We start from the raw sequence: 17,708 nt of genomic DNA on the forward strand, positions 1-17,708 counted from the left end.
TGTTCGCCGCGGGGGACGTTGGACCTGAGCCGCTGTTCTGGCTAAGGTGATGTTCTCAAACGGCTTTTGACCGCTCGCGGAAGTGAACACGTCCAGGGAATCAAGGTAGGGCGCCCCGGTTTCCAAAAGCTTAAGGAACCCTTGCGGAAAACCCCGGGAATCTCGGCGATTACCCCCGATTTTGTGCGGCGCACAAGATTCTTGACTTTTTTGTGCGTTGCACTATTTTTGTGCGGAGTCAGGGAGCCGGGGCTTCCCGACGCGAGCCAGGGATAAGGATTCCGACATGTTCAAGGTTGAAGATTTCCAGAACTACGGGAAAGAGCAGTTCGAGCAGTGTGTTGCCTCCGCGACCTCGGTGCAGCACGGCCTTCAGGCGATCGCCAGCGCCTATGGCGACTATACGAAGAAGTCGTTCGAGGACACCAAGTCCTTCGTCGAGAAGCTTTCCGGCGTAAAGTCGCTGGACAAGGCCATGGAAGCGCAGACCGATTTCGCCCGTTCCTCCTACGAGACCTTCGTTGCGGAATCGCAGAAGATCGCCGGCCTCTACAGCGACCTCGCCAAGCAGGCGTTCAAGCCGGTCGAGACCATCGTGTCGAAGTTCACCCCGGCCGCCCAGTAAGGTTTCAGGACATCCTGGAATTGAGAAGCCCGGCTGCACCAGCCGGGCTTTTTGCTGTGCGCGATGATCCGAAGCGTGGTGCGCGCAGCTTCGAGCGCAACACCGGCTGCGCTGACCAGATCGAACCTGTCGCTGCTGCCGGCGCAATAATGCGGTTCGCAGTCGGATCGCTCCAGCGAGCCGTGGATTCGGCGTAGCTAGCTGGAGGCGGGTTACGGCGGGTTCCTGGTCGACACGTTCTAAACCAGCCGCGCGGAAGGTTTTGTCAAATCGGTCCGGATTGATTAACCTGACCAGGATCGCTTGGACCGGGAATCGGAACTGCCGCGACTGCATTGGCCGTAGCTTCGCGTGCTTGCGGCCAGCCAGGGGCAGGGCCATATTGCTAGCGAGCGATACGGCTTGACCGGATTTGTCGGGAGCGGCGATCCAACTGGTTGGCGCGCCTGCGCCGGGCTCCGGAGGACGGGGTCGCGCGGTGACCGCATTCGCTTCCGTGGGGAATTTTGAACGCCTGTGCCATGCTGCAATTGACTTCCAGCCTCGACTTGTCCGCGCCAGCCGCTGCCGCCGCTCCTCGCATGAGCAATGACGAGAACCGTTCGGGCACTCCCTCGGGTCCGAACACCTCGGTGATCACCAAGGTCAAGCCCAAGACCAAGCGGCCGAACTTGTACCGCGTGCTGATCCTCAACGACGACTACACGCCGATGGAGTTCGTCGTTCACGTGCTGGAGAAGTTCTTCAACAAGGACATCGAAGCTGCGACCAAGATCATGCTGCATGTCCATCATCATGGCATCGGGGAGTGCGGCGTCTTCACCTACGAGATCGCCGAGACCAAGGTGACGCAGGTGATGGATTTCGCCCGCAAGCACCAGCACCCGCTGCAATGCGTAATGGAAAAGAAGTAGACGCCTTTCGCCGCGTTTGAAGGCGGCTCTCTTGTAAGCCGCAACGTCGTTGTCGCGTGAAGGCTGCGCGCTGTTGGACGCAGGCGGCAAAACTACGGAATCGTGCGCCAGCGCCCATCCTGCCCAAATCGGAACGGGTTTTGCATCGAAAATACCGCAGATGTGTCGCCACCGAGTCGCGGAACCGGTCTTTCACCGCGGTCTTGTATAACTATATGTGACAAAGGTTGTTGTTGCCTGACCGGGCGATCACGACCATGATGGTGGGGGCCATAGAGGACGCGAATGCCGACTTTTTCCCAAAGCCTTGAACAATCCCTGCATCGTGCGCTGGCGATCGCAAACGAGCGTCATCACCAATACGCGACGCTCGAGCATCTCTTGCTCTCCCTGATCGACGACTCCGATGCAGCCGCCGTCATGCGCGCCTGTAGCGTCGATCTCGACAAGCTCCGTGCGAGCCTCGTCAATTACCTTGAGACCGAATTCGAGAACCTGGTGACGGATGGCGCCGACGACGCCAAGCCGACCGCCGGCTTCCAGCGCGTGATTCAACGCGCGGTAATCCATGTGCAGTCGTCCGGTCGCGAAGAGGTGACCGGCGCCAACGTGCTGATCGCGATCTTCGCCGAGCGCGAGAGCCACGCCGCGTATTTCCTGCAGGAGCAGGACATGACGCGCTACGACGCGGTCAACTACATCAGCCACGGCATCGCCAAGCGGCCCGGCGTCTCCGAGGCGCGCCCCGTGCGCGGCGTCGACGAGGAAACCGAGGCCAAGGGCAACGAGGACGCCAAGAAGAAGGGCGAGGCGCTCGAGACCTATTGCGTCAACCTCAACAAGAAGGCGCGCGACGGCAAGATCGACCCGGTGATCGGACGCAATTCCGAGATCAACCGCGCGATTCAGGTGCTGTGCCGCCGGCAGAAGAACAACCCGCTGTTCGTTGGCGAAGCCGGCGTCGGCAAGACCGCGATCGCGGAAGGTCTCGCCAAGCGCATAGTCGACAGCGAAGTGCCTGAGGTGCTTGCGGCCGCCACCGTGTTCTCGCTCGACATGGGCACGCTGCTCGCAGGCACGCGTTATCGCGGTGACTTCGAAGAGCGCTTGAAGCAGGTGCTGAAGGAGCTCGAGGCGCATCCCAACGCCATCCTGTTCATCGACGAGATCCACACCGTGATCGGTGCGGGCGCGACGTCGGGCGGAGCGATGGATGCCTCGAACCTGCTCAAGCCGGCGCTCGCCTCGGGCACGATCCGTTGCATGGGCTCGACCACCTACAAGGAATACCGCCAGCACTTCGAGAAGGACCGCGCGCTGGTGCGGCGTTTCCAGAAGATCGACGTCAACGAGCCGACGGTCGAGGACGCCATCGCGATCCTCAAGGGTCTCAAGCCGTATTTCGAGGACTACCACCGGCTGAAATACACCAATGAGGCGATCGAGGCGGCGGTGCAGCTGTCCTCGCGCTACATCCACGACCGCAAGCTGCCGGACAAAGCGATCGACGTGATCGACGAGTCCGGCGCGGCGCAGATGCTGGTCTCCGAGAACAAGCGCAAGAAGACCATCGGCATCAAGGAGATCGAGACCACGATCGCCTCGATGGCGCGGATTCCGCCGAAGAGCGTTTCGAAGGACGATGCCGAGGTGCTCAAGCACCTCGAGCAGACCCTGAAGCGCACCGTGTTCGGCCAGGATCGGGCGATCGAATCGCTTGCCGCCTCCATCAAGCTGGCGCGTGCCGGCCTGCGGGAGCCGGAGAAGCCGATCGGCTGCTACCTGTTCTCAGGGCCCACCGGTGTCGGCAAGACCGAAGTGGCAAAGCAGCTCGCGGCGACGCTCGGAGTCGAGCTGCTGCGCTTCGACATGTCCGAGTACATGGAGCGGCACACGGTGTCGCGCCTGATCGGCGCGCCTCCCGGCTATGTCGGCTTCGATCAAGGCGGCCTGCTCACCGACGGCGTCGACCAGCATCCGCATTGCGTCGTGCTGCTCGACGAGATCGAGAAGGCACATCCCGACCTCTACAACGTGCTGCTCCAGATCATGGATCACGGCCGGCTCACCGATCACAATGGCAAGCAGGTCAACTTCCGCAACGTGATCCTGATCATGACCACGAATGCCGGTGCGGCGGATCTCGCCAAGCAGGCGTTCGGCTTCACGCGCTCGAAGCGGGAAGGCGACGACCACGAGGCGATCAACCGGCAGTTCGCGCCGGAATTCCGTAACCGTCTCGATGCCATCGTCTCGTTCGGCCATCTCAGCGTCGACGTGATCGGCACCGTGGTCGAGAAGTTCGTGCTCCAGCTCGAGGCGCAGCTCGGCGACCGCGACGTCACCATCGAGCTGTCCGAGCCTGCCAAGGCCTGGCTGGTCCAGCACGGCTACGACGAGCAGATGGGCGCGCGTCCGATGGCCCGCGTGATCCAGGAGCACATCAAGAAGCCGCTGGCCGACGAGGTGCTGTTCGGCAAGCTCAAGGGTGGCGGTCATGTCCGCGTTGTGCTGGTCAAGGACGAGGCCGACGAGACCAAGGAGAAGATCGGCTTCGAATTCGTCGAGGGCCCGGTCACGCCGAAGCAGGAGAAGCTGCCCGGCACCCGCAAGCGGCCGCCCGGCAAGTCCAAGCCGGGTGGTCCCGGCGGCTCGAAGGGCCCGACCTCGAAAGGGCCGCTGGTCAAGGTTTGATCGGCAGGTCACGTGAATGAAAAGGCCGGCTGAAAAGCCGGCCTTTTGTTCGTTCGGACCTCTACGTTCCGGTGTCAGGAGGAGGAGCTGCCGCCGGTGCTCGTGGCCTCTTTGGTGCAGGCGGCCGCGCGCGGCCCGTCGGCTGCATCGTCACGATGACCGGATTGGGCTTGTGATCGGTGGCTGCTCCGGTCGCGGCGTCGACACCCATGCCGATGACGCCGCCGAGCAGGAGATTGCCGGCGAAACCTGCAGCCCCTGACGTCTGCACGTCCCGGCTGAGCGGCACGATCTGCGGCTCATAGCCCTCCTTCTGGAAGGTGATTGAAATGTCGGCATTCCGTTTGACGACAACCGCGCAGGGTGTCGTGCAGGTGGTCGGAACGTCCATTCCGCTGACGACCGCCTCCACGCCCGAAGGTGTCGATGAGATGCTGATATTCTCAGTCGTGCCGCGCGTGACAGACGCGCAGCCGCCCAGCATGACGCTGAGCGCCGCAATTCCCACGAAACGCATGAAGTGCCCCTTGTTCCCCATCCCAGTGAAGCGCAACCGGAGCGGGAGAGCAAGAGAGCAATTCTCCGAATAGCTAAGCCACGCAGGGGTTGTGCCCGGAAGTTGGAGGCATCGCAGGGGCGGCCGTCTCAGTCGCCGCGCAGGCGCTGGTCGTCCTGCACGCGGACGTGTTCGGCGCCGCGCGCGCCGGCCGGGGAGAGCCGCAGCATGCTGAGCACGGCGCCGCAGAGCGCAAATCCGACGCCGGTGAATAGGGCGTATCGGGTGCCGTCGAGCGGATAGCGGCCGAGCAGCAGCGCCACCAGCGCAGCTCCGGTGGTCTGTCCGAGCAGGCGTGCCGTGCCCAGCATGCCGCTGGCGCCGCCGGCGCGCTCGCGCGGGGCGGCCGCAATCATCGTGCGGTTGTTGGGTGTCTGAAACAGGCCGAAGCCGGCGCCGGCAAGCGCCATGCGCCAGATCACGTCGAACGGCGTCGGGGCTGCAGGGAGCAAGGCGAGCGCGGCAAGGCCGCAGGCGAACAGCGTGAGCCCGACGCCGCCCAGCAGTCCGGCCGGATGACGCTCGACCAGGCGGCCGGCAAGCGGCGCCGCAAATGCGACCGCGATCGGCCATGGCGTGATCAACAGTCCCATCTGCACCGCCGAGTAGCCGAAGCGGCTCTGGAGATAGAAGGGGATCGAGACGAAGGCCAGCATCTGCCCGCAGAACGAGGCGATCGAGGTGGCAATCGACAACGCGAACACCGGGATTCGCAGCAGATCAACGGGCAACAGCGGCGAGGTCATGTGCGTCTCGCGCCAAATCAGCAGCGCACCCGCGACGACGGCAATGGCGAACTGCACGAGACAGGTGATCGCCGCCTCGCCATGGCCGACGCTGTCGATAGCGGCGATGCCGACGCCAAACGTGATCGCGGACAGCCCCGCACTTTGCCAGTCGAACGAGCGGCCCGCGGGCTTGGTGTGCGGCAGGCTGCGCAGGCCCAGCAGCAGCGTCACCACGCCGAGCGGCACGTTGATGGCGAACAACCAGGGCCAGCTTCCGACCGCAAGAATGCCGGCGGCGAGTGTCGGCCCGGCCGCGGCGGAGAAGGCGACCACGAGCGCGTTGAGCCCGATGCCGCGCCCGAGCTGGCTGCGCGGATAAGTGAAGCGCACCAGCGCAGCGTTGACGCTCATGATGCCGGCGGCGCCAAAACCCTGGATGATGCGCGCGGCCGTGAGCAGCGGCAGCGTGTCCGCCAGTGCGCACAGCGCCGAGGCCAGCGTGAACAGGACCAGCCCCACCAGATAGACGCGGCGATAGCCGACGATCTCGCCGAGCGAGGCCAGCGGCAGCAGTGAGATCGTGATCGCGAGCTGGTAGCCGTTGACGATCCAGATCGAGAAGGCCGGGCTCGCATCGAGGTCGGCTGCGATCGTCGGCAGCGCCACATTGGCGATGGAGCTGTCGACGACCGCCATGATGATGCCGAGCGCAATCGTCAGAACCGCCTGGTTGCGCTGCGGCTGCGGCAGACCGTCGGCATGCTCGATCGGGGCGGACGACATGATAAAGGCGCGCTTCATTCGAGCCGAGGTTCACTCCGGATAGGAAATCGCGAGATGCATCGCAACCCGGCGGGGCAGGGACAGTTCCATGCGGAAGCCGGCCCCGCGGTGCGGCAGGCAGTGGCAGGCGCGGCTTTCGCGCGCCAGCCCATCCGTTCGTGCTTGGAACGGTGCCTACACCGCCGGCGGATTGCGGTCGCTGAAGGTCACGCGCTGGTGCCAATAGGGATAGGGCAGCGTCACCTTGCTCGCAGCATCGAGCTTGGCGACCTGGTCCTTGGTCAAGGACCAGCCGACCGCGCCGAGATTCTCGCGTAGCTGGGCTTCGTTGCGCGCGCCGATGATCAGTGTCGAGACCGTGGGGCGCTGCAGCAGCCAGTTCAGCGCAATCTGCGAGACGCTCTTGCCCGTCTCCTTCGCGACCTCGTCGATCGCATCGACGACGCGGTAAACGTGCTCGTCCGGCACGGGCGGGCCAAACTCGGCGGTCTTGGGCAGGCGGCTCACCTCGGGCTTCGGCTGCCCTCGGCGAATCTTGCCGGTGAGACGGCCCCAGCCGAGCGGCGACCAGACCACGGCGCCGAGGCCCTGGTCGAGTCCCAGCGGCATCAGCTCCCATTCGTAGTCGCGTCCGATCAGCGAGTAGTAGGTCTGGTTGGCGACGTAGCGCGGAAAGCCATGCTTGTCGGCAACACCGAGCGACTTCATCAGATGCCAACCCGAGAAATTCGACACACCGACATAGCGGATCTTGCCGGCGCGCACGAGCACGTCGAGGGTTGCGAGCACCTCTTCCGGCGGAGTGAAGGCGTCGAAGCCGTGCAGCTGGAACAGGTCGATGTAGTCGGTGCCGAGCCGGCTCAACGAACCGTCGACGGCCTTGAGCAGATGCTGCCGCGACGAGCCGATGTCGTTGGGCCCATCACCGAAGCGGAAGGTCGCCTTGGTCGAGATCAGCACCTTGTCGCGGCGGCCCTTGATGGCTTCCCCGAGCACGCGCTCGGATTCGCCGAGCGAATAGACATTCGCGGTGTCGAACATCGACACGCCGGCCTCGAGGCAGATGTCCAGAAGGCGCCGCGCCTCGGTCGCGTCCGTCGCGCCCCACGCGGCAAGGCGGCCGACGCCGCCGAAGGTGCCTGTCCCCAGACTCAACGCCGGCACCATGAGGCCGGATCGGCCCAAGCGTCGGTATTCCATCGAAGTGCTCCCTGGCTGGCCGCTCATTGATCGTTCGGCTCGGTGGAAGGATAGTGCAGGCGGGCGCCGCGTCCTATCTCGCGCTGACATACCGGCCTTGCTGCGGGATGACTGGTCGTGCGGGTGATGGCCGGCTGGTAGGGGCGTCAGTGCCGCAACTGGCTTTGCCTGAAATCGCGCGGCGACATGCCGAAACGCTCGCGAAAGACCCTGCCGAAATGCGAGAGGTCGTTGAAGCCCCAGGCAAACGCGATCTCGCTGATATGGCGATGGGCGAGCACCGGCGAGGCGAGATCACGCCGGCATCGGGCGAGGCGCTCGGCGAGGACGAAGCGCTGGAACGACGTCTCCTCGTCGGCAAGAAGGTCGTTGACGTAGCGCGGCGAGATGCCGAGCGCGGCCGCGGTCTCCGCGAGCGAGAGGTCGGGATCGGCGAGATGCGCGCGGATGTGCGCCTTCAGCCGAAACAGCAGGGCGGCGCGATGGGTCGAGGATGGTAGCGACATTTTGCCGAGCCGCTCGCTCAGCGCCATCGCAAGGAGGTCGACGGCCTGTTCCGACAGCGCTGCGGCGGTGTCCGGGGCCAGCCGGTCCGCGCTCTGGCAAAGCTGGAAGATGAAATCATAGGCCAGCCGCTCGAGCGGCGCGTCGGTGCCAAACGACATGGCGGTCAGTGTCTCGGTGCCGCCGAGCCGGCGCTGCAGCATCGCGCGAGGCACCTTGAAGATCGTCTGCGTGAAGCGATCATTGAACCGCAGCTCATATGGACGCGTGGTGTCGTAGAGCGTGAACTCGCCGGGACGGACCACGGTCTCGCGGCCGTCCTGCACCACGGCACCATTGCCGCGATTGCCGAGCGCAACGAGAACGAAATCCTGGTCCGAACGCGCGATGCGCGAGGGCGTACGGAGGACGTGCTGGCGGTCCGAGCTGACCTCGGAGCATGCCGCTTGGCCGAGCGAGGCCTGGGTGACCGAGCCGTGAAACAGACTGCCGAGGTCGGACTTGCAGTCGAGCCCAACGAAGACGTCGCAGACGATGTCCTGCCAAAGGGCGAGCCGCCGATAACCGGGGCTGCCGTCCGTCGTGAACTGGATTGGCATTTGGAGAGCCTCCCTTTCACACCCTGCAAATCGCCCGGGATCGGCCTGACCGGAGGCAAGTCCCGTACCGGCCGGGGAGCCTGCGTGCAGTCGAGTTTTCGTTCCGCCGCGGTCGAGCGCCGGGTCGGCCGGCTTGGCCAATTAGACTGCATCGGTCGGGGCATCCGATCAACAGGCAATGGAGGCGGCAATGGGCATCGAACATCCGAAATACAAGGTCGCCGTCGTGCAGGCAGCGCCCGCCTGGCTCGACCTCGACGCCTCGATCGAGAAGTCGATCGCCCTGATCAGGGAGGCCGCGGAGAAGGGTGCCAAGCTGATCGCCTTTCCGGAGGCCTTCATCCCCGGCTATCCCTGGCACATCTGGATGGACTCGCCGGCCTGGGCGATCGGCCGTGGCTTCGTGCAGCGCTATTTCGACAATTCGCTGTCCTATGACAGCCGTCAGGCCGAACGGCTGCGCGATGCCGTGCGCAAGGCTGGGCTCACCGCCGTGATGGGCCTGTCCGAGCGCGACGGCGGCAGCCTCTATCTGGCGCAATGGCTGATCGGGCCAGACGGCGAGACGATTGCAAAGCGCCGCAAGCTGCGGCCGACCCACGCCGAGCGCACGGTCTACGGCGAGGGCGACGGCAGCGATCTTGCCGTGCATGCGCGGCCCGACATCGGTCGTTTGGGGGCGCTGTGCTGCTGGGAGCATCTCCAGCCGCTGTCGAAATACGCGATGTATGCCCAGAACGAGCAGGTGCACGTCGCGGCATGGCCGAGCTTCTCGCTCTACGATCCCTTCGCGCCGGCGCTCGGCGCGGAGGTCAACAACGCCGCCTCGCGCGTCTATGCCGTAGAGGGCTCCTGCTTCGTGCTGGCGCCTTGCGCGACGGTGTCGCAGGCCATGATTGACGAGCTCTGCGATCGGCCCGACAAGAACGCGCTGCTGCATGTGGGCGGGGGCTTTGCCGCGATCTACGGCCCAGACGGCGCCCAGATCGGCGAGAAGCTGGCGCCGGATCAAGAAGGCCTGCTGATTGCCGAGATTGATCTCGGCGCGATCGGCGTTGCCAAGAACGCGGCAGATCCCGCCGGTCATTATTCGCGGCCGGACGTGACGCGGCTGCTGCTCAACAAGAAGCGGTACCATCGCGTCGAGCAATTTGCGTTACCGGTCGATACCGTCGAGCCGGCGGAAACGGCCGCGGCGGCGAACTGATCGAGCAGCGCGGAGGCGGGCCTGCCGTTCGCCGCTATGCCACGCAATGGCGAGGCAGCTCCGGATGCGCGGCGCAGATGTGATGCGCGCCCGCATCGCGCAGCTCGGCCTCGCTGCCGTAGCCGTAGAGGACGCCGATGGCGGTCATGCCGTTGGTGCGGGCGCCGACCACGTCATGACTGCGGTCGCCGATCATGATCGCGCTGCTCGCATCGACCTTGGTCTCGTCGAGCGCATAGCGGAGCAGATCGCGCTTGTCGACGCGCGTGCCGTCGAGCTCCGAGCCGAACACGCGCTCGAAATACGGCTTGAGGCCGAAATGATCGACGATGCGCGTGGCGTAGACCGCGGGCTTGCTGGTTGCCACGAACATGCGCTGACGTGTCGCTGCGAGCGATGACAACGTATCCGCAATCCCGCTGTAAACTTCATTCTCGAACAGGCCGATGTCGCTGAAGCGTTCGCGATAGAGCAGGAGCGCGCGGTCGGCGAGCTCATCGGTTCCGGTGAGCTTCCGAAGGCTGGCAAGCAGCGGAGGACCGATGCACCAAGTCAGTTCGTCCTCGCTGGGCACCGCAACCCCCAGGCGTTCCAGCGCATATTGGATCGAGCGGGTGATCCCGGGCTTGGGATTGGTCAGCGTGCCGTCGAGATCAAAAAAGATTGTCACCATCGGGCGCGACCTGCGTTGATAATTCCGTTCGTTGCTAGTTGGCTGGGGTTCCAAGTCAAGGTCCGATTTGTCTCGTCGCGTCGATGCCATGCGAATAGCTCGGGTTATCGCTGTCTTGTGCCACATCTTCGTGCTTTCGCCAGCGCCCGCGGAGGAGACGCCGGCCGTCGCCGCGCCAGCGAAAGCCGAGGAACCTGCGAAGCCGGCGGAGAAACCGAACGAGGGGCGCGAGAGCGATACGCGGGAGTCGATCTGCCTGATCGTGGAGGCGGCCGCGCGCGACAACAACCTGCCGCTGGAATTTTTTGCGCGCGTGATCTGGCAGGAAAGCCGTTTCCAGGCCGATGCCGTCGGGCCCATGACGCGCAGCGGCGAACATGCGCGGGGCATCGCGCAGTTCATGCCGGGCACCGCCAGCGAGCGCGGGCTGCTCGATCCCTTCAATCCGGTGCAGGCCTTGCCGAAATCGGCCGAATTCCTGAACGAGCTGCGCCACCAGTTCGGCAATCTCGGCCTGGCGGCCGCCGCCTACAATGCGGGGCCGCGCCGGGTCCAGGAATGGCTCGCCGGCACCGGTGGAATGCCGGAGCAAACCCGCAACTACGTCTATGCCATCACCGGCGCCAGCATCGACGCCTGGGCCAAGGCGGGCGCGACCGGCAAGGGCCCGCCAAGCTCGCCGCCGACAGGCTGCCGCGACCTGATGGCGCTTCTGAAGCGTGCGCCGAACCCGTTTGTGGCCGAGCTCGAGCAGCATGTCGAGCTTGCCGCCGCAAAGACCTGGGGCGTGCAGCTCGCCGCCGGCTTCGACCGCAACAGGGCGCTGGCGATGTACTCCCGCGCCGTCACGCGGCTGAGCACCGTGATCGGCGAGCGCGATCCGAGCCTGCTCTCCTCGGTGATGCGTAGCCGCGGCACGCGCGCCTTCTACCAGGTGCGCATCGGCGCGGACACGCGCGCCGAGGCCGACGATTTGTGCAGCCGGATCCGCCAGGCAGGCGGTGCCTGCTTCGTGCTGAAGAACAGGGGTGTGGCGGGGTAGGATGAGCTGTCATTCCGGGGCGCGACGAAGTCGCGAACTATGGTGCGCAATTGCGCACCTGAGAATCCATCGTACAACGATCTCTGTGGTCTGATGGATTCCGGGTTCGCGCCAAGTGGCGCGCCCCGAAATGACGACGGTGGGCCCGGGTGTCACGCATGCCAGCCCCGCCGCGCCCTTCCTTGACGCGCGCCGCCGTCTTGCCCGTTATGCAGGCCCGATTCCTCACCGGCCAAATCTCCCGTGGCGCTTCCTCCGCTCGATTCACCGCAATGGCAAAGTCCTTGGCGCGCGTTTGCCTGGGGGCTGCGCTCGATCACGCAGACGATCCTCACCATCGTGCTGTTCGTGACTTATCTCGGTATCGGCGCGCTGGCCCACGACACCCATTTCAGCCTGCTCTGGACGTTGTGCTCGACGCTGTTCGTCTGGGCGGGGCCGGCGCAGATCATCCTGATCACCACGCTCGGTTCGGGCGCCACGCTGATCCAATCGGCGATCGCGGTGACCGTGAGCGCGATCCGCCTGTTTCCGATGGTCGTCTCGGTGCTGCCGCTGATGCGCACGCCGACGACCAAGCGGCGCGAGCTGATCTTCGCCGCGCATCTCACCGCAGTGACGCTGTGGGTGGAGTGCCACCGCTTCCTGCCGCAGGTGCCGCGCGAACGGCGGATCGCCTTCGTCCACGGGCTCGGCTGCGGCCTCGTCTCGGTGTGCCTCGTCGCCAACACGGTCGGCTATTTCCTCGCCGCCAACCTGACGCAGACGCTGGGCGCGGCGATCCTGCTGCTGACGCCGCTGTCGTTCCTGTTCTCGACGGCGCGCAACAGCCGCGAGGTTGCCGATGTCGTCGCGCTCGTGCTGGGCATCGTGCTCTATCCGCTGGCGGCCATGATGAACTCCGGCCTCGATATCCTTGTCAGCGGGGTCCTGGCCGGCACGATCGCCTATGGCGTGCATTGGTGGCGGGAGGTGCGCGCATGAGCTTTGCGCAAGCGATCGGGGACTGGCATGCGCTCGCCGTGCTCTTCGTCGCCGGTGTCATTCCCAACCAGATCTGGCGCATGCTGGGCCTGTGGTTCGGGGGCGGGATCGACGAGGGCTCCGAGCTGCTGGTCTGGGTGAGGGCGGTCGCAACGGCGATCCTGGCCGGCGTCATCGCCCAGATCGTGGTCCAGCCGCCAGGGGCGCTTGCCACTGTACCTGACGTGCTGCGCTATGGCGCGGTCGCTGCCGGGCTCGTCGTCTTCCTCCTGACCCGCCGCTCGATCTTCGCGGGCGTGGTCACGGGGGAAGTCTTCATGCTGGCCGGCAAATGGTGGTTGGGTTAAAACCGCGGGCGAACAGCCAGGAAAGAGGACATATGGCTCGCGAACAGGACCTGCGCGAGGGCGAGGTCGCCATCGAGCTGCCGCCGGCGCAGGACGCCGGTCTCGTCTTTATCGGCCGGATCCGCACCCCCTGGACGTCGCGGCTGGAGACGCCGCGCCAGGGACGGCAGGACGGTCCGATCTGCCGGCTCGAGATCTTCGAGCCGTTCGTGCCCGCGATCAAGGGCGTCGATTTCTACAGCAATCTCGAAGTGCTCTACTGGCTCGACCAGTCGCGCCGCGACATCATCCTGCAAAGCCCGAAGAACAACGAGAAGACCCGCGGCACGTTCTCGCTGCGCTCCCCGGTGCGGCCCAACCCGATCGGCACGTCGATCGTGAAGCTGGTCGGCATCGAGGGCAACGCGGTCCTGGTGCGTGGGCTCGATTGCCTCGACAACACGCCGCTGATCGATCTCAAGCCCGACCGCTGCGAGTTCACGCCGCTGGCCGCGCCGCAGAAGGGCGATCTCGAGACGAGTTGATAGGGCTACCCCTTCAACGCCGCAATCAGCTTCGCCGCATGCTCCTGCAGCACCTTGTCGTCTTCCTTGCGGCTCGCCGGCGGCAGCATGGCGACACCGTCGTGGCGAGGCATCACGTGCATGTGCAGGTGAAACACCACCTGTCCGCCGGCGGGCTCGTTGAACTGCTGCACGGTGATGCCGTCGGCGTCGAACGCCTTCATCGCGGCCGTCGCGATCTTGTGGGCGCCGCGGGCGACATGAGCGTAATCGTCCGGCTTGATGTCTAGGATGTTGCGAGCGGGAGCCTTCGGGATCACCAGGGTGTGGCCGGGTACGCGCGGCATGATGTCGAGGAAGGCGAAGACGTGCGCGTCCTCATACACCTTGTGGCAGGGCAGCTCGCCGCGCAGGATTTTCGCGAAGATGTTGTTGGTGTCGTAGGCGGTCATGGCGGCGGTTCCTCGAACGATTTGCGCTTACTGTCACCAGCCGTGGCGAGGCGTCAAGGCGTCTCGTCGGCCCCTTTGCGGAACGGGCCGAGCTCGGCGAGCTCTCGTCCGGCCTCCTCGACATAGGCGCGCTCGCGCTTGAGGTAATCGTCGATGGCACGGCGCAGGCCGGGGTCGGCGATGAAGTGGGCGGAATGCGTGGTGCGGGGCAGGTAGCCGCGCGCGATCTTGTGCTCGCCTTGCGCGCCGGCCTCGACGTGCCTGAGGCCCCGTTTGATGGCGAAATCGATCGCCTGATAATAGCAGACCTCGAAATGCAGGAACGGATGGTGCTCGACCGCGCCCCAGTTGCGGCCGAACAGCGTGTCCGAGCCGATGAAATTGATCGCGCCTGCGATCCAGCGATCGTTGCGGCGGGCCATCACCAGGAGCACGTCCTCGCTCATGGTCTCGCCGATCAGCGAGAAGAACTCGCGCGTCAGGTAAGGCCGGCCCCATTTGCGCGAGCCGGTCTCCATATAGAAGTCGAAGAAGGCATCCCAGGCGTCCTCGGTGATGTCCTTTCCCGTAAGCCAGTGGATGGTGATGCCGGCGGTCAGCGCGTCGCGCCGCTCGCGCTTGATCGACTTGCGGTGGCGCGAGTTCAGCGTGCTGAGGAAATCGTCGAAGCTCGCAAAGCCCTCATTGTGCCAGTGGAACTGCTGGTCGTTGCGCTGGAGGAAGCCGTGCTGGGCAAGCAGCTTCCATTCCGCCTCGCGCGCGAAGGTGACATGCACGGATGAGGCTTTGCTGACGCCGCACAGCGCGATGAGGCCGCTCGCCAGCGCGTCCATGATGCGCTCGCGGTCGACGCCGTCGCGGACCAGCAGCCGCGGGCCCGTTGCCGGGGTGAAGGGAACCGAGACCTGGAGCTTCGGATAATAGCGTCCGCCGGCGCGCTCATAGGCGTCCGCCCAGCCGCGATCGAAGACGTACTCGCCTTGCGAATGCGATTTCAGATAGCAGGGCACCACGCCGGCAACGCGGCCGTCGAGCTTGGCTACCAGATGGCGTGGCCCCCAGCCGGTGCGAACGGTCGCTGAACCCGATTGCTCGATCGCGGAAAGAAAGGCGTGGGAGACGAAGGGGTTATAGCCGGGATTTGAGAGGTCGAGAGAGCCGCCTGGAAGGACAGATGAGGTTCCGTTGCCAGCCCCCTTGCACCGCCCGCCGGGATTGGCGCAGGCGTCCCAATCCTCCGCGGACACGTCGCCAATCGAAGGTACGGCCTCGAGCGTGATTTCGGATGATGCCATCGTGCCCCAAGATCGTGCATTGCAGCAGCGAGTTCAAGGGGTGGGGAAACACAGCTCTCGTGCCTCGGACCCAGCGCAGCGCTCCTCCAGAGGTCCGCTGCAGAGCCGGGACCCATGTGGCAGCGGGCTAGCGGACAGATGGGTCCCGGCTCTGCGCCGCAACGCTGAAGCGCTGCAGCTTGTCCGGGACACGCGAGGTGCTACGGCACAAACCCCTCGAAGATCATCTGGTCCGCATACTGCCCAACCCGCATCCGCTGCTCCGGCGTGCGCACCGTCCAACCGAGCAGGGGGCAGCCGAAGAGGTTGCGGGCGATCCAGGGTGCGGGAGCCGGGAGGTGGTCGACCTTGAAGGCGACGAAGTGCGGTTGGGTCTGCAAGCCATGGCGCAAGTAGAGCATGCTGTCGCGCTGGGCCTTGGTCAGCCCCGCCCAATAATCGTCCTCATAGGTTCGCTGGGCGACGATGCCGCGCGGGCGCGAGGGCAACAGCTCGCGCAACGCCAGCACCTGGTCGGGATCGAACGACATGCCGACGGCGGGGCCGTCGTAGGACGCCAGCACCTCGGCCATCCGTGTCACCAGCTTGCGGTCGCCGGCAAAATGGCTCTTCACCTCGATCACCAGCGGTACGCGGCCGGCGACCATGGCACAGAGGTCGGACAGCGACATCATCCGCTCGTCCGTATCCCTGAACTTGACCGACCTCAGCTCCGCGGCGGTCTTCGAAACCACTTCGCCGGTGGCCTTCGTGAGGCGGCCCAGGGCATGGTCGTGATGCACCATGGCCTCGCCGTCGGACGAGAGCTGGATGTCGACCTCGATGGCGAAATTGCCTGCGATCGCCGCCTGGACGGCGCTTGGCATGTTCTCGACGATGCCGCGCGAAATGTCGTGCAGGCCGCGATGGGCGACCGGCCGGGCTGTCAGCCAATCCGGAGCGCGCATTTGGCGTCAGGCGACCTCGAACACGCCTTCGACCTCGACCGCCGCGTCCGCAGGCAACGAGGCGACCCCGACGGTGGTCCGGGCATGTCGGCCCTTGTCCCCAAAGGCCGCGACCATCAGGTCGGAGGCACCGTTCAGAACCTTCGGCCCGTCCAGGAAGTCCGGCGCCGAGTTGATGAAGCCGCCGAGGCGCACCACCCGCACGACCTTGTCGAGGTCGCCGAGCGCCGCCTTGACTTGCGCCAGCAGGTTCACCGCGCAGCCGCGCGCGGCCGCCGCACCTTCTTCGATGGAGACGCCAGCGCCCAGCTTGCCCTTGGCGATCAGCTTGCCGGCGGGATCGAAGCAGACCTGGCCGGAGACGAACAGCAAATTCCCGGTGCGGACGAACGGGACGTAATTGGCCACAGGGGTGGGGGCGTCATGCAGCTTGATGCCCTGTTCCGCCAGTTTCTGCTCGACCGTGCCCGCCATGTTCGACCTCATTGTCCTGAAATTCGCCCGCCCGGTGCCGTTTCGGTACTGCCGCCGGACGCGCCTGTTTCGCCCATTGTGCCGCCACATGCAAGGAAGGGCCGGAGGTTCAATGGCACGGGGCAAATTTACGTGAAATGGTCTCAGTTGCGACGCAATGGGACGGTCATTAAAATGTCGAATCTGCGCTCCCCAAGGGATGAGACATGGTGCACCTTTTCCGGACTTCGCTCGGTGTCATGGCGCTCGCGGCGGCCACGGTTGGCCTTGGCGGCGTGGCCCCGGCCGCCAACGGTCCGTTCCTTCCGCACCAGGCGCTCTACGACCTCAGCCTCGTGAAATCGCGCTCCAACTCGGTCAATAGCGCCCGCGGCCGTATCCTCTACAATTTCACGGGGAATGCCTGCGAAGGCTATACCTCCGAATTCCGCCAGGTCTCCGAGCTCGACAGCGGCGAGGGCAAGGTTACGCTCAGCGACCTCCGCTCCAATTCCTGGGAGGATGCCGCTGGCAAGAGCTACCGCTTCAAGATCGAGACCCGCATGAACGAGGCGGATGCCGGCCGAGTCGATGGCTCGGCCGAGCGCGACGGCGACCACATCAACGTCAAGCTGAAGCTGCCGGCGCCGAAGACCTTCACCCTCGACGGCAAGATCGTGTTCCCGACCGAACAGATCCAGCGCATCATCGCCGCCGCAAGGGAGGGCAAGTCGCTGCTGGAGCTCTCCGTCTACGACGGCTCCGACGACGGCCAGAAGGTCTACAACACGCTGACCGTGATCGGCCAGCCGATCCCCGCCGACCGCGCCACTTCGTCGGATCCGTCGACCGCAGACGAGCACATGAGGTCGCTCAAGCGCTGGCCGGTCACCGTCAGCTATTTCGATCGCGACGCCCAGCAGAAAGAGGGCGAGCAAACGCCGGTCTACGCGATGGCGTTCGAGCTCTACGAGAACGGCGTGTCGCGCCAGCTCGTGCTCGACTACAACGACTTCGTCATTTCCGGCGCGATGGGCAAGTTCGACGTCAAGGACAGCAAGCCCTGTAATTGAGGGCTATGCTCTCTCCTCGCGAGCAGCGCCGTAGGGTGGGCAAAGCGTAGCGTGCCCGCGCATTCTCTCGACGATCATTGATGGATGGTGTGCACGGCGCAAGGGCGCTTTTGCGCACCCTACAAGACA

General features: G+C 65.2%; 18 protein-coding genes. 9 read left to right on the plus strand and 9 right to left on the minus strand.

The features are described from left to right. The first annotated feature begins 286 nt into the window (after nucleotides 1-286). The 3 genes from AC3WLX_RS23260 to clpA all read left to right on the plus strand — a co-directional run bounded on the left by AC3WLX_RS23260 (nucleotide 287) and on the right by clpA (nucleotide 4,233). Nucleotides 287-625, plus strand: a complete 339-nt coding sequence (locus tag AC3WLX_RS23260) for a phasin family protein (RefSeq protein WP_061877269.1) — start codon at nucleotides 287-289, stop codon at nucleotides 623-625. A gap of 581 nt (nucleotides 626-1,206) precedes the next feature. Beyond that, entirely contained in the window at nucleotides 1,207-1,539 is a 333-nt protein-coding gene (gene clpS, locus AC3WLX_RS23265; RefSeq protein WP_063194953.1) for an ATP-dependent Clp protease adapter ClpS, read from the plus strand. 285 nt (nucleotides 1,540-1,824) lie between these two features. Next, the gene (gene clpA, locus AC3WLX_RS23270; RefSeq protein ID WP_492337732.1) at nucleotides 1,825-4,233 is read left to right on the plus strand and encodes an ATP-dependent Clp protease ATP-binding subunit ClpA; all 2,409 of its coding nucleotides are present in this window, start codon (nucleotides 1,825-1,827) and stop codon (nucleotides 4,231-4,233) included. Nucleotides 4,234-4,294: 61 nt separating this feature from the next. Here the strand turns inward: clpA and AC3WLX_RS23275 are convergent, their stop codons facing one another. The 4 genes from AC3WLX_RS23275 to AC3WLX_RS23290 all read right to left on the minus strand — a co-directional run bounded on the left by AC3WLX_RS23275 (nucleotide 4,295) and on the right by AC3WLX_RS23290 (nucleotide 8,603). After that, a complete protein-coding gene (locus AC3WLX_RS23275; RefSeq protein WP_492337733.1) occupies nucleotides 4,295-4,750 on the minus strand; it encodes a PEGA domain-containing protein in 456 nt (151 codons plus the stop codon). Nucleotides 4,751-4,878: 128 nt separating this feature from the next. After that, a complete protein-coding gene (locus AC3WLX_RS23280) occupies nucleotides 4,879-6,300 on the minus strand; it encodes an MFS transporter (protein WP_492337910.1) in 1,422 nt (473 codons plus the stop codon). Between the two features lie 174 nt (nucleotides 6,301-6,474). Next, nucleotides 6,475-7,500 (minus strand): aldo/keto reductase, encoded by a 1,026-nt coding sequence (locus AC3WLX_RS23285; RefSeq protein ID WP_291630522.1) that lies wholly within the window; start codon nucleotides 7,498-7,500, stop codon nucleotides 6,475-6,477. A gap of 146 nt (nucleotides 7,501-7,646) precedes the next feature. After that, nucleotides 7,647-8,603, minus strand: a complete 957-nt coding sequence (locus tag AC3WLX_RS23290) for an AraC-like ligand-binding domain-containing protein (protein ID WP_492337734.1) — start codon at nucleotides 8,601-8,603, stop codon at nucleotides 7,647-7,649. Nucleotides 8,604-8,793: 190 nt separating this feature from the next. On the opposite strand from AC3WLX_RS23290, the gene AC3WLX_RS23295 reads away from it, so the two are divergent. Continuing rightward, the gene (locus tag AC3WLX_RS23295) at nucleotides 8,794-9,810 is read left to right on the plus strand and encodes a carbon-nitrogen hydrolase family protein (protein ID WP_492337735.1); all 1,017 of its coding nucleotides are present in this window, start codon (nucleotides 8,794-8,796) and stop codon (nucleotides 9,808-9,810) included. 34 nt (nucleotides 9,811-9,844) lie between these two features. On the opposite strand, the gene AC3WLX_RS23300 is transcribed toward AC3WLX_RS23295, so the two are convergent. Next, nucleotides 9,845-10,483: an HAD family hydrolase gene (locus AC3WLX_RS23300; protein ID WP_492337736.1), complete on the minus strand. Its 639-nt coding sequence runs from the start codon at nucleotides 10,481-10,483 to the stop codon at nucleotides 9,845-9,847. Nucleotides 10,484-10,571: 88 nt separating this feature from the next. Here AC3WLX_RS23300 and AC3WLX_RS23305 point away from each other — a divergent pair, with 88 nt between their 5' ends. From AC3WLX_RS23305 to tsaA, 4 genes are all read left to right on the plus strand, one after another. Continuing rightward, on the plus strand, nucleotides 10,572-11,525 hold the full coding sequence (locus AC3WLX_RS23305) for a transglycosylase SLT domain-containing protein (RefSeq protein ID WP_492337737.1): 954 nt from the start codon (nucleotides 10,572-10,574) through the stop codon (nucleotides 11,523-11,525). 243 nt (nucleotides 11,526-11,768) lie between these two features. Next, the gene (locus tag AC3WLX_RS23310; protein ID WP_492337738.1) at nucleotides 11,769-12,509 is read left to right on the plus strand and encodes an AzlC family ABC transporter permease; all 741 of its coding nucleotides are present in this window, start codon (nucleotides 11,769-11,771) and stop codon (nucleotides 12,507-12,509) included. After that, complete coding sequence (locus tag AC3WLX_RS23315; protein WP_492337739.1) at nucleotides 12,506-12,856, plus strand: AzlD domain-containing protein; 351 nt, start codon at nucleotides 12,506-12,508, stop codon at nucleotides 12,854-12,856. Before AC3WLX_RS23310 ends, AC3WLX_RS23315 begins: the two co-directional genes overlap by 4 nt. Nucleotides 12,857-12,888: 32 nt before the next feature. Further along, nucleotides 12,889-13,380 carry a tRNA (N6-threonylcarbamoyladenosine(37)-N6)-methyltransferase TrmO gene (gene tsaA, locus AC3WLX_RS23320; protein ID WP_291620703.1) on the plus strand — a complete coding sequence of 164 codons (492 nt, stop codon included), beginning with the start codon at nucleotides 12,889-12,891 and terminating at the stop codon, nucleotides 13,378-13,380. 5 nt (nucleotides 13,381-13,385) lie between these two features. Here tsaA and AC3WLX_RS23325 read toward each other — a convergent pair whose 3' ends face one another. From AC3WLX_RS23325 to AC3WLX_RS23340, 4 genes are all read right to left on the minus strand, one after another. Beyond that, entirely contained in the window at nucleotides 13,386-13,811 is a 426-nt protein-coding gene (locus tag AC3WLX_RS23325; RefSeq protein WP_492337740.1) for an HIT family protein, read from the minus strand. Between the two features lie 53 nt (nucleotides 13,812-13,864). After that, nucleotides 13,865-15,106 (minus strand): GNAT family N-acetyltransferase, encoded by a 1,242-nt coding sequence (locus tag AC3WLX_RS23330; protein ID WP_492337741.1) that lies wholly within the window; start codon nucleotides 15,104-15,106, stop codon nucleotides 13,865-13,867. A 200-nt stretch (nucleotides 15,107-15,306) separates the two neighbouring features. After that, complete coding sequence (locus AC3WLX_RS23335) at nucleotides 15,307-16,053, minus strand: glycerophosphodiester phosphodiesterase (RefSeq protein WP_492337742.1); 747 nt, start codon at nucleotides 16,051-16,053, stop codon at nucleotides 15,307-15,309. A 6-nt stretch (nucleotides 16,054-16,059) separates the two neighbouring features. Continuing rightward, nucleotides 16,060-16,527 (minus strand): RidA family protein, encoded by a 468-nt coding sequence (locus AC3WLX_RS23340; RefSeq protein WP_161534658.1) that lies wholly within the window; start codon nucleotides 16,525-16,527, stop codon nucleotides 16,060-16,062. Between the two features lie 206 nt (nucleotides 16,528-16,733). Between AC3WLX_RS23340 and AC3WLX_RS23345 the strand changes: the two genes are divergently transcribed. Continuing rightward, nucleotides 16,734-17,579 (plus strand): cell envelope integrity EipB family protein, encoded by an 846-nt coding sequence (locus AC3WLX_RS23345; RefSeq protein ID WP_291620711.1) that lies wholly within the window; start codon nucleotides 16,734-16,736, stop codon nucleotides 17,577-17,579. The last annotated feature ends 129 nt before the right edge of the window (nucleotides 17,580-17,708 follow it).

This window comes from Bradyrhizobium sp. FW305-F6 (genome assembly GCF_058782905.1).

Excerpts from the sequence above, each read along its gene's own strand:
- AC3WLX_RS23275 (WP_492337733.1), bottom strand. The coding sequence starts at position 4,750 with ATGCGTTTCGTGGGAATTGCGGCGCTCAGCGTCATGCTGGGCGGCTGC.
- clpS (WP_063194953.1), top strand. The coding sequence starts at position 1,207 with ATGAGCAATGACGAGAACCGTTCGGGCACTCCCTCGGGTCCGAACACC.
- AC3WLX_RS23280 (WP_492337910.1), bottom strand. The coding sequence starts at position 6,300 with ATGTCGTCCGCCCCGATCGAGCATGCCGACGGTCTGCCGCAGCCGCAG.
- AC3WLX_RS23335 (WP_492337742.1), bottom strand. The coding sequence starts at position 16,053 with ATGCGCGCTCCGGATTGGCTGACAGCCCGGCCGGTCGCCCATCGCGGC.
- AC3WLX_RS23295 (WP_492337735.1), top strand. The coding sequence starts at position 8,794 with ATGGGCATCGAACATCCGAAATACAAGGTCGCCGTCGTGCAGGCAGCG.
- clpA (WP_492337732.1), top strand. The coding sequence starts at position 1,825 with ATGCCGACTTTTTCCCAAAGCCTTGAACAATCCCTGCATCGTGCGCTG.
- AC3WLX_RS23260 (WP_061877269.1), top strand. The coding sequence starts at position 287 with ATGTTCAAGGTTGAAGATTTCCAGAACTACGGGAAAGAGCAGTTCGAG.
- AC3WLX_RS23285 (WP_291630522.1), bottom strand. The coding sequence starts at position 7,500 with ATGGAATACCGACGCTTGGGCCGATCCGGCCTCATGGTGCCGGCGTTG.
- tsaA (WP_291620703.1), top strand. The coding sequence starts at position 12,889 with ATGGCTCGCGAACAGGACCTGCGCGAGGGCGAGGTCGCCATCGAGCTG.
- AC3WLX_RS23340 (WP_161534658.1), bottom strand. The coding sequence starts at position 16,527 with ATGGCGGGCACGGTCGAGCAGAAACTGGCGGAACAGGGCATCAAGCTG.
- AC3WLX_RS23330 (WP_492337741.1), bottom strand. The coding sequence starts at position 15,106 with ATGGCATCATCCGAAATCACGCTCGAGGCCGTACCTTCGATTGGCGAC.
- AC3WLX_RS23300 (WP_492337736.1), bottom strand. The coding sequence starts at position 10,483 with ATGGTGACAATCTTTTTTGATCTCGACGGCACGCTGACCAATCCCAAG.
- AC3WLX_RS23305 (WP_492337737.1), top strand. The coding sequence starts at position 10,572 with ATGCGAATAGCTCGGGTTATCGCTGTCTTGTGCCACATCTTCGTGCTT.
- AC3WLX_RS23315 (WP_492337739.1), top strand. The coding sequence starts at position 12,506 with ATGAGCTTTGCGCAAGCGATCGGGGACTGGCATGCGCTCGCCGTGCTC.
- AC3WLX_RS23345 (WP_291620711.1), top strand. The coding sequence starts at position 16,734 with ATGGTGCACCTTTTCCGGACTTCGCTCGGTGTCATGGCGCTCGCGGCG.
- AC3WLX_RS23325 (WP_492337740.1), bottom strand. The coding sequence starts at position 13,811 with ATGACCGCCTACGACACCAACAACATCTTCGCGAAAATCCTGCGCGGC.
- AC3WLX_RS23290 (WP_492337734.1), bottom strand. The coding sequence starts at position 8,603 with ATGCCAATCCAGTTCACGACGGACGGCAGCCCCGGTTATCGGCGGCTC.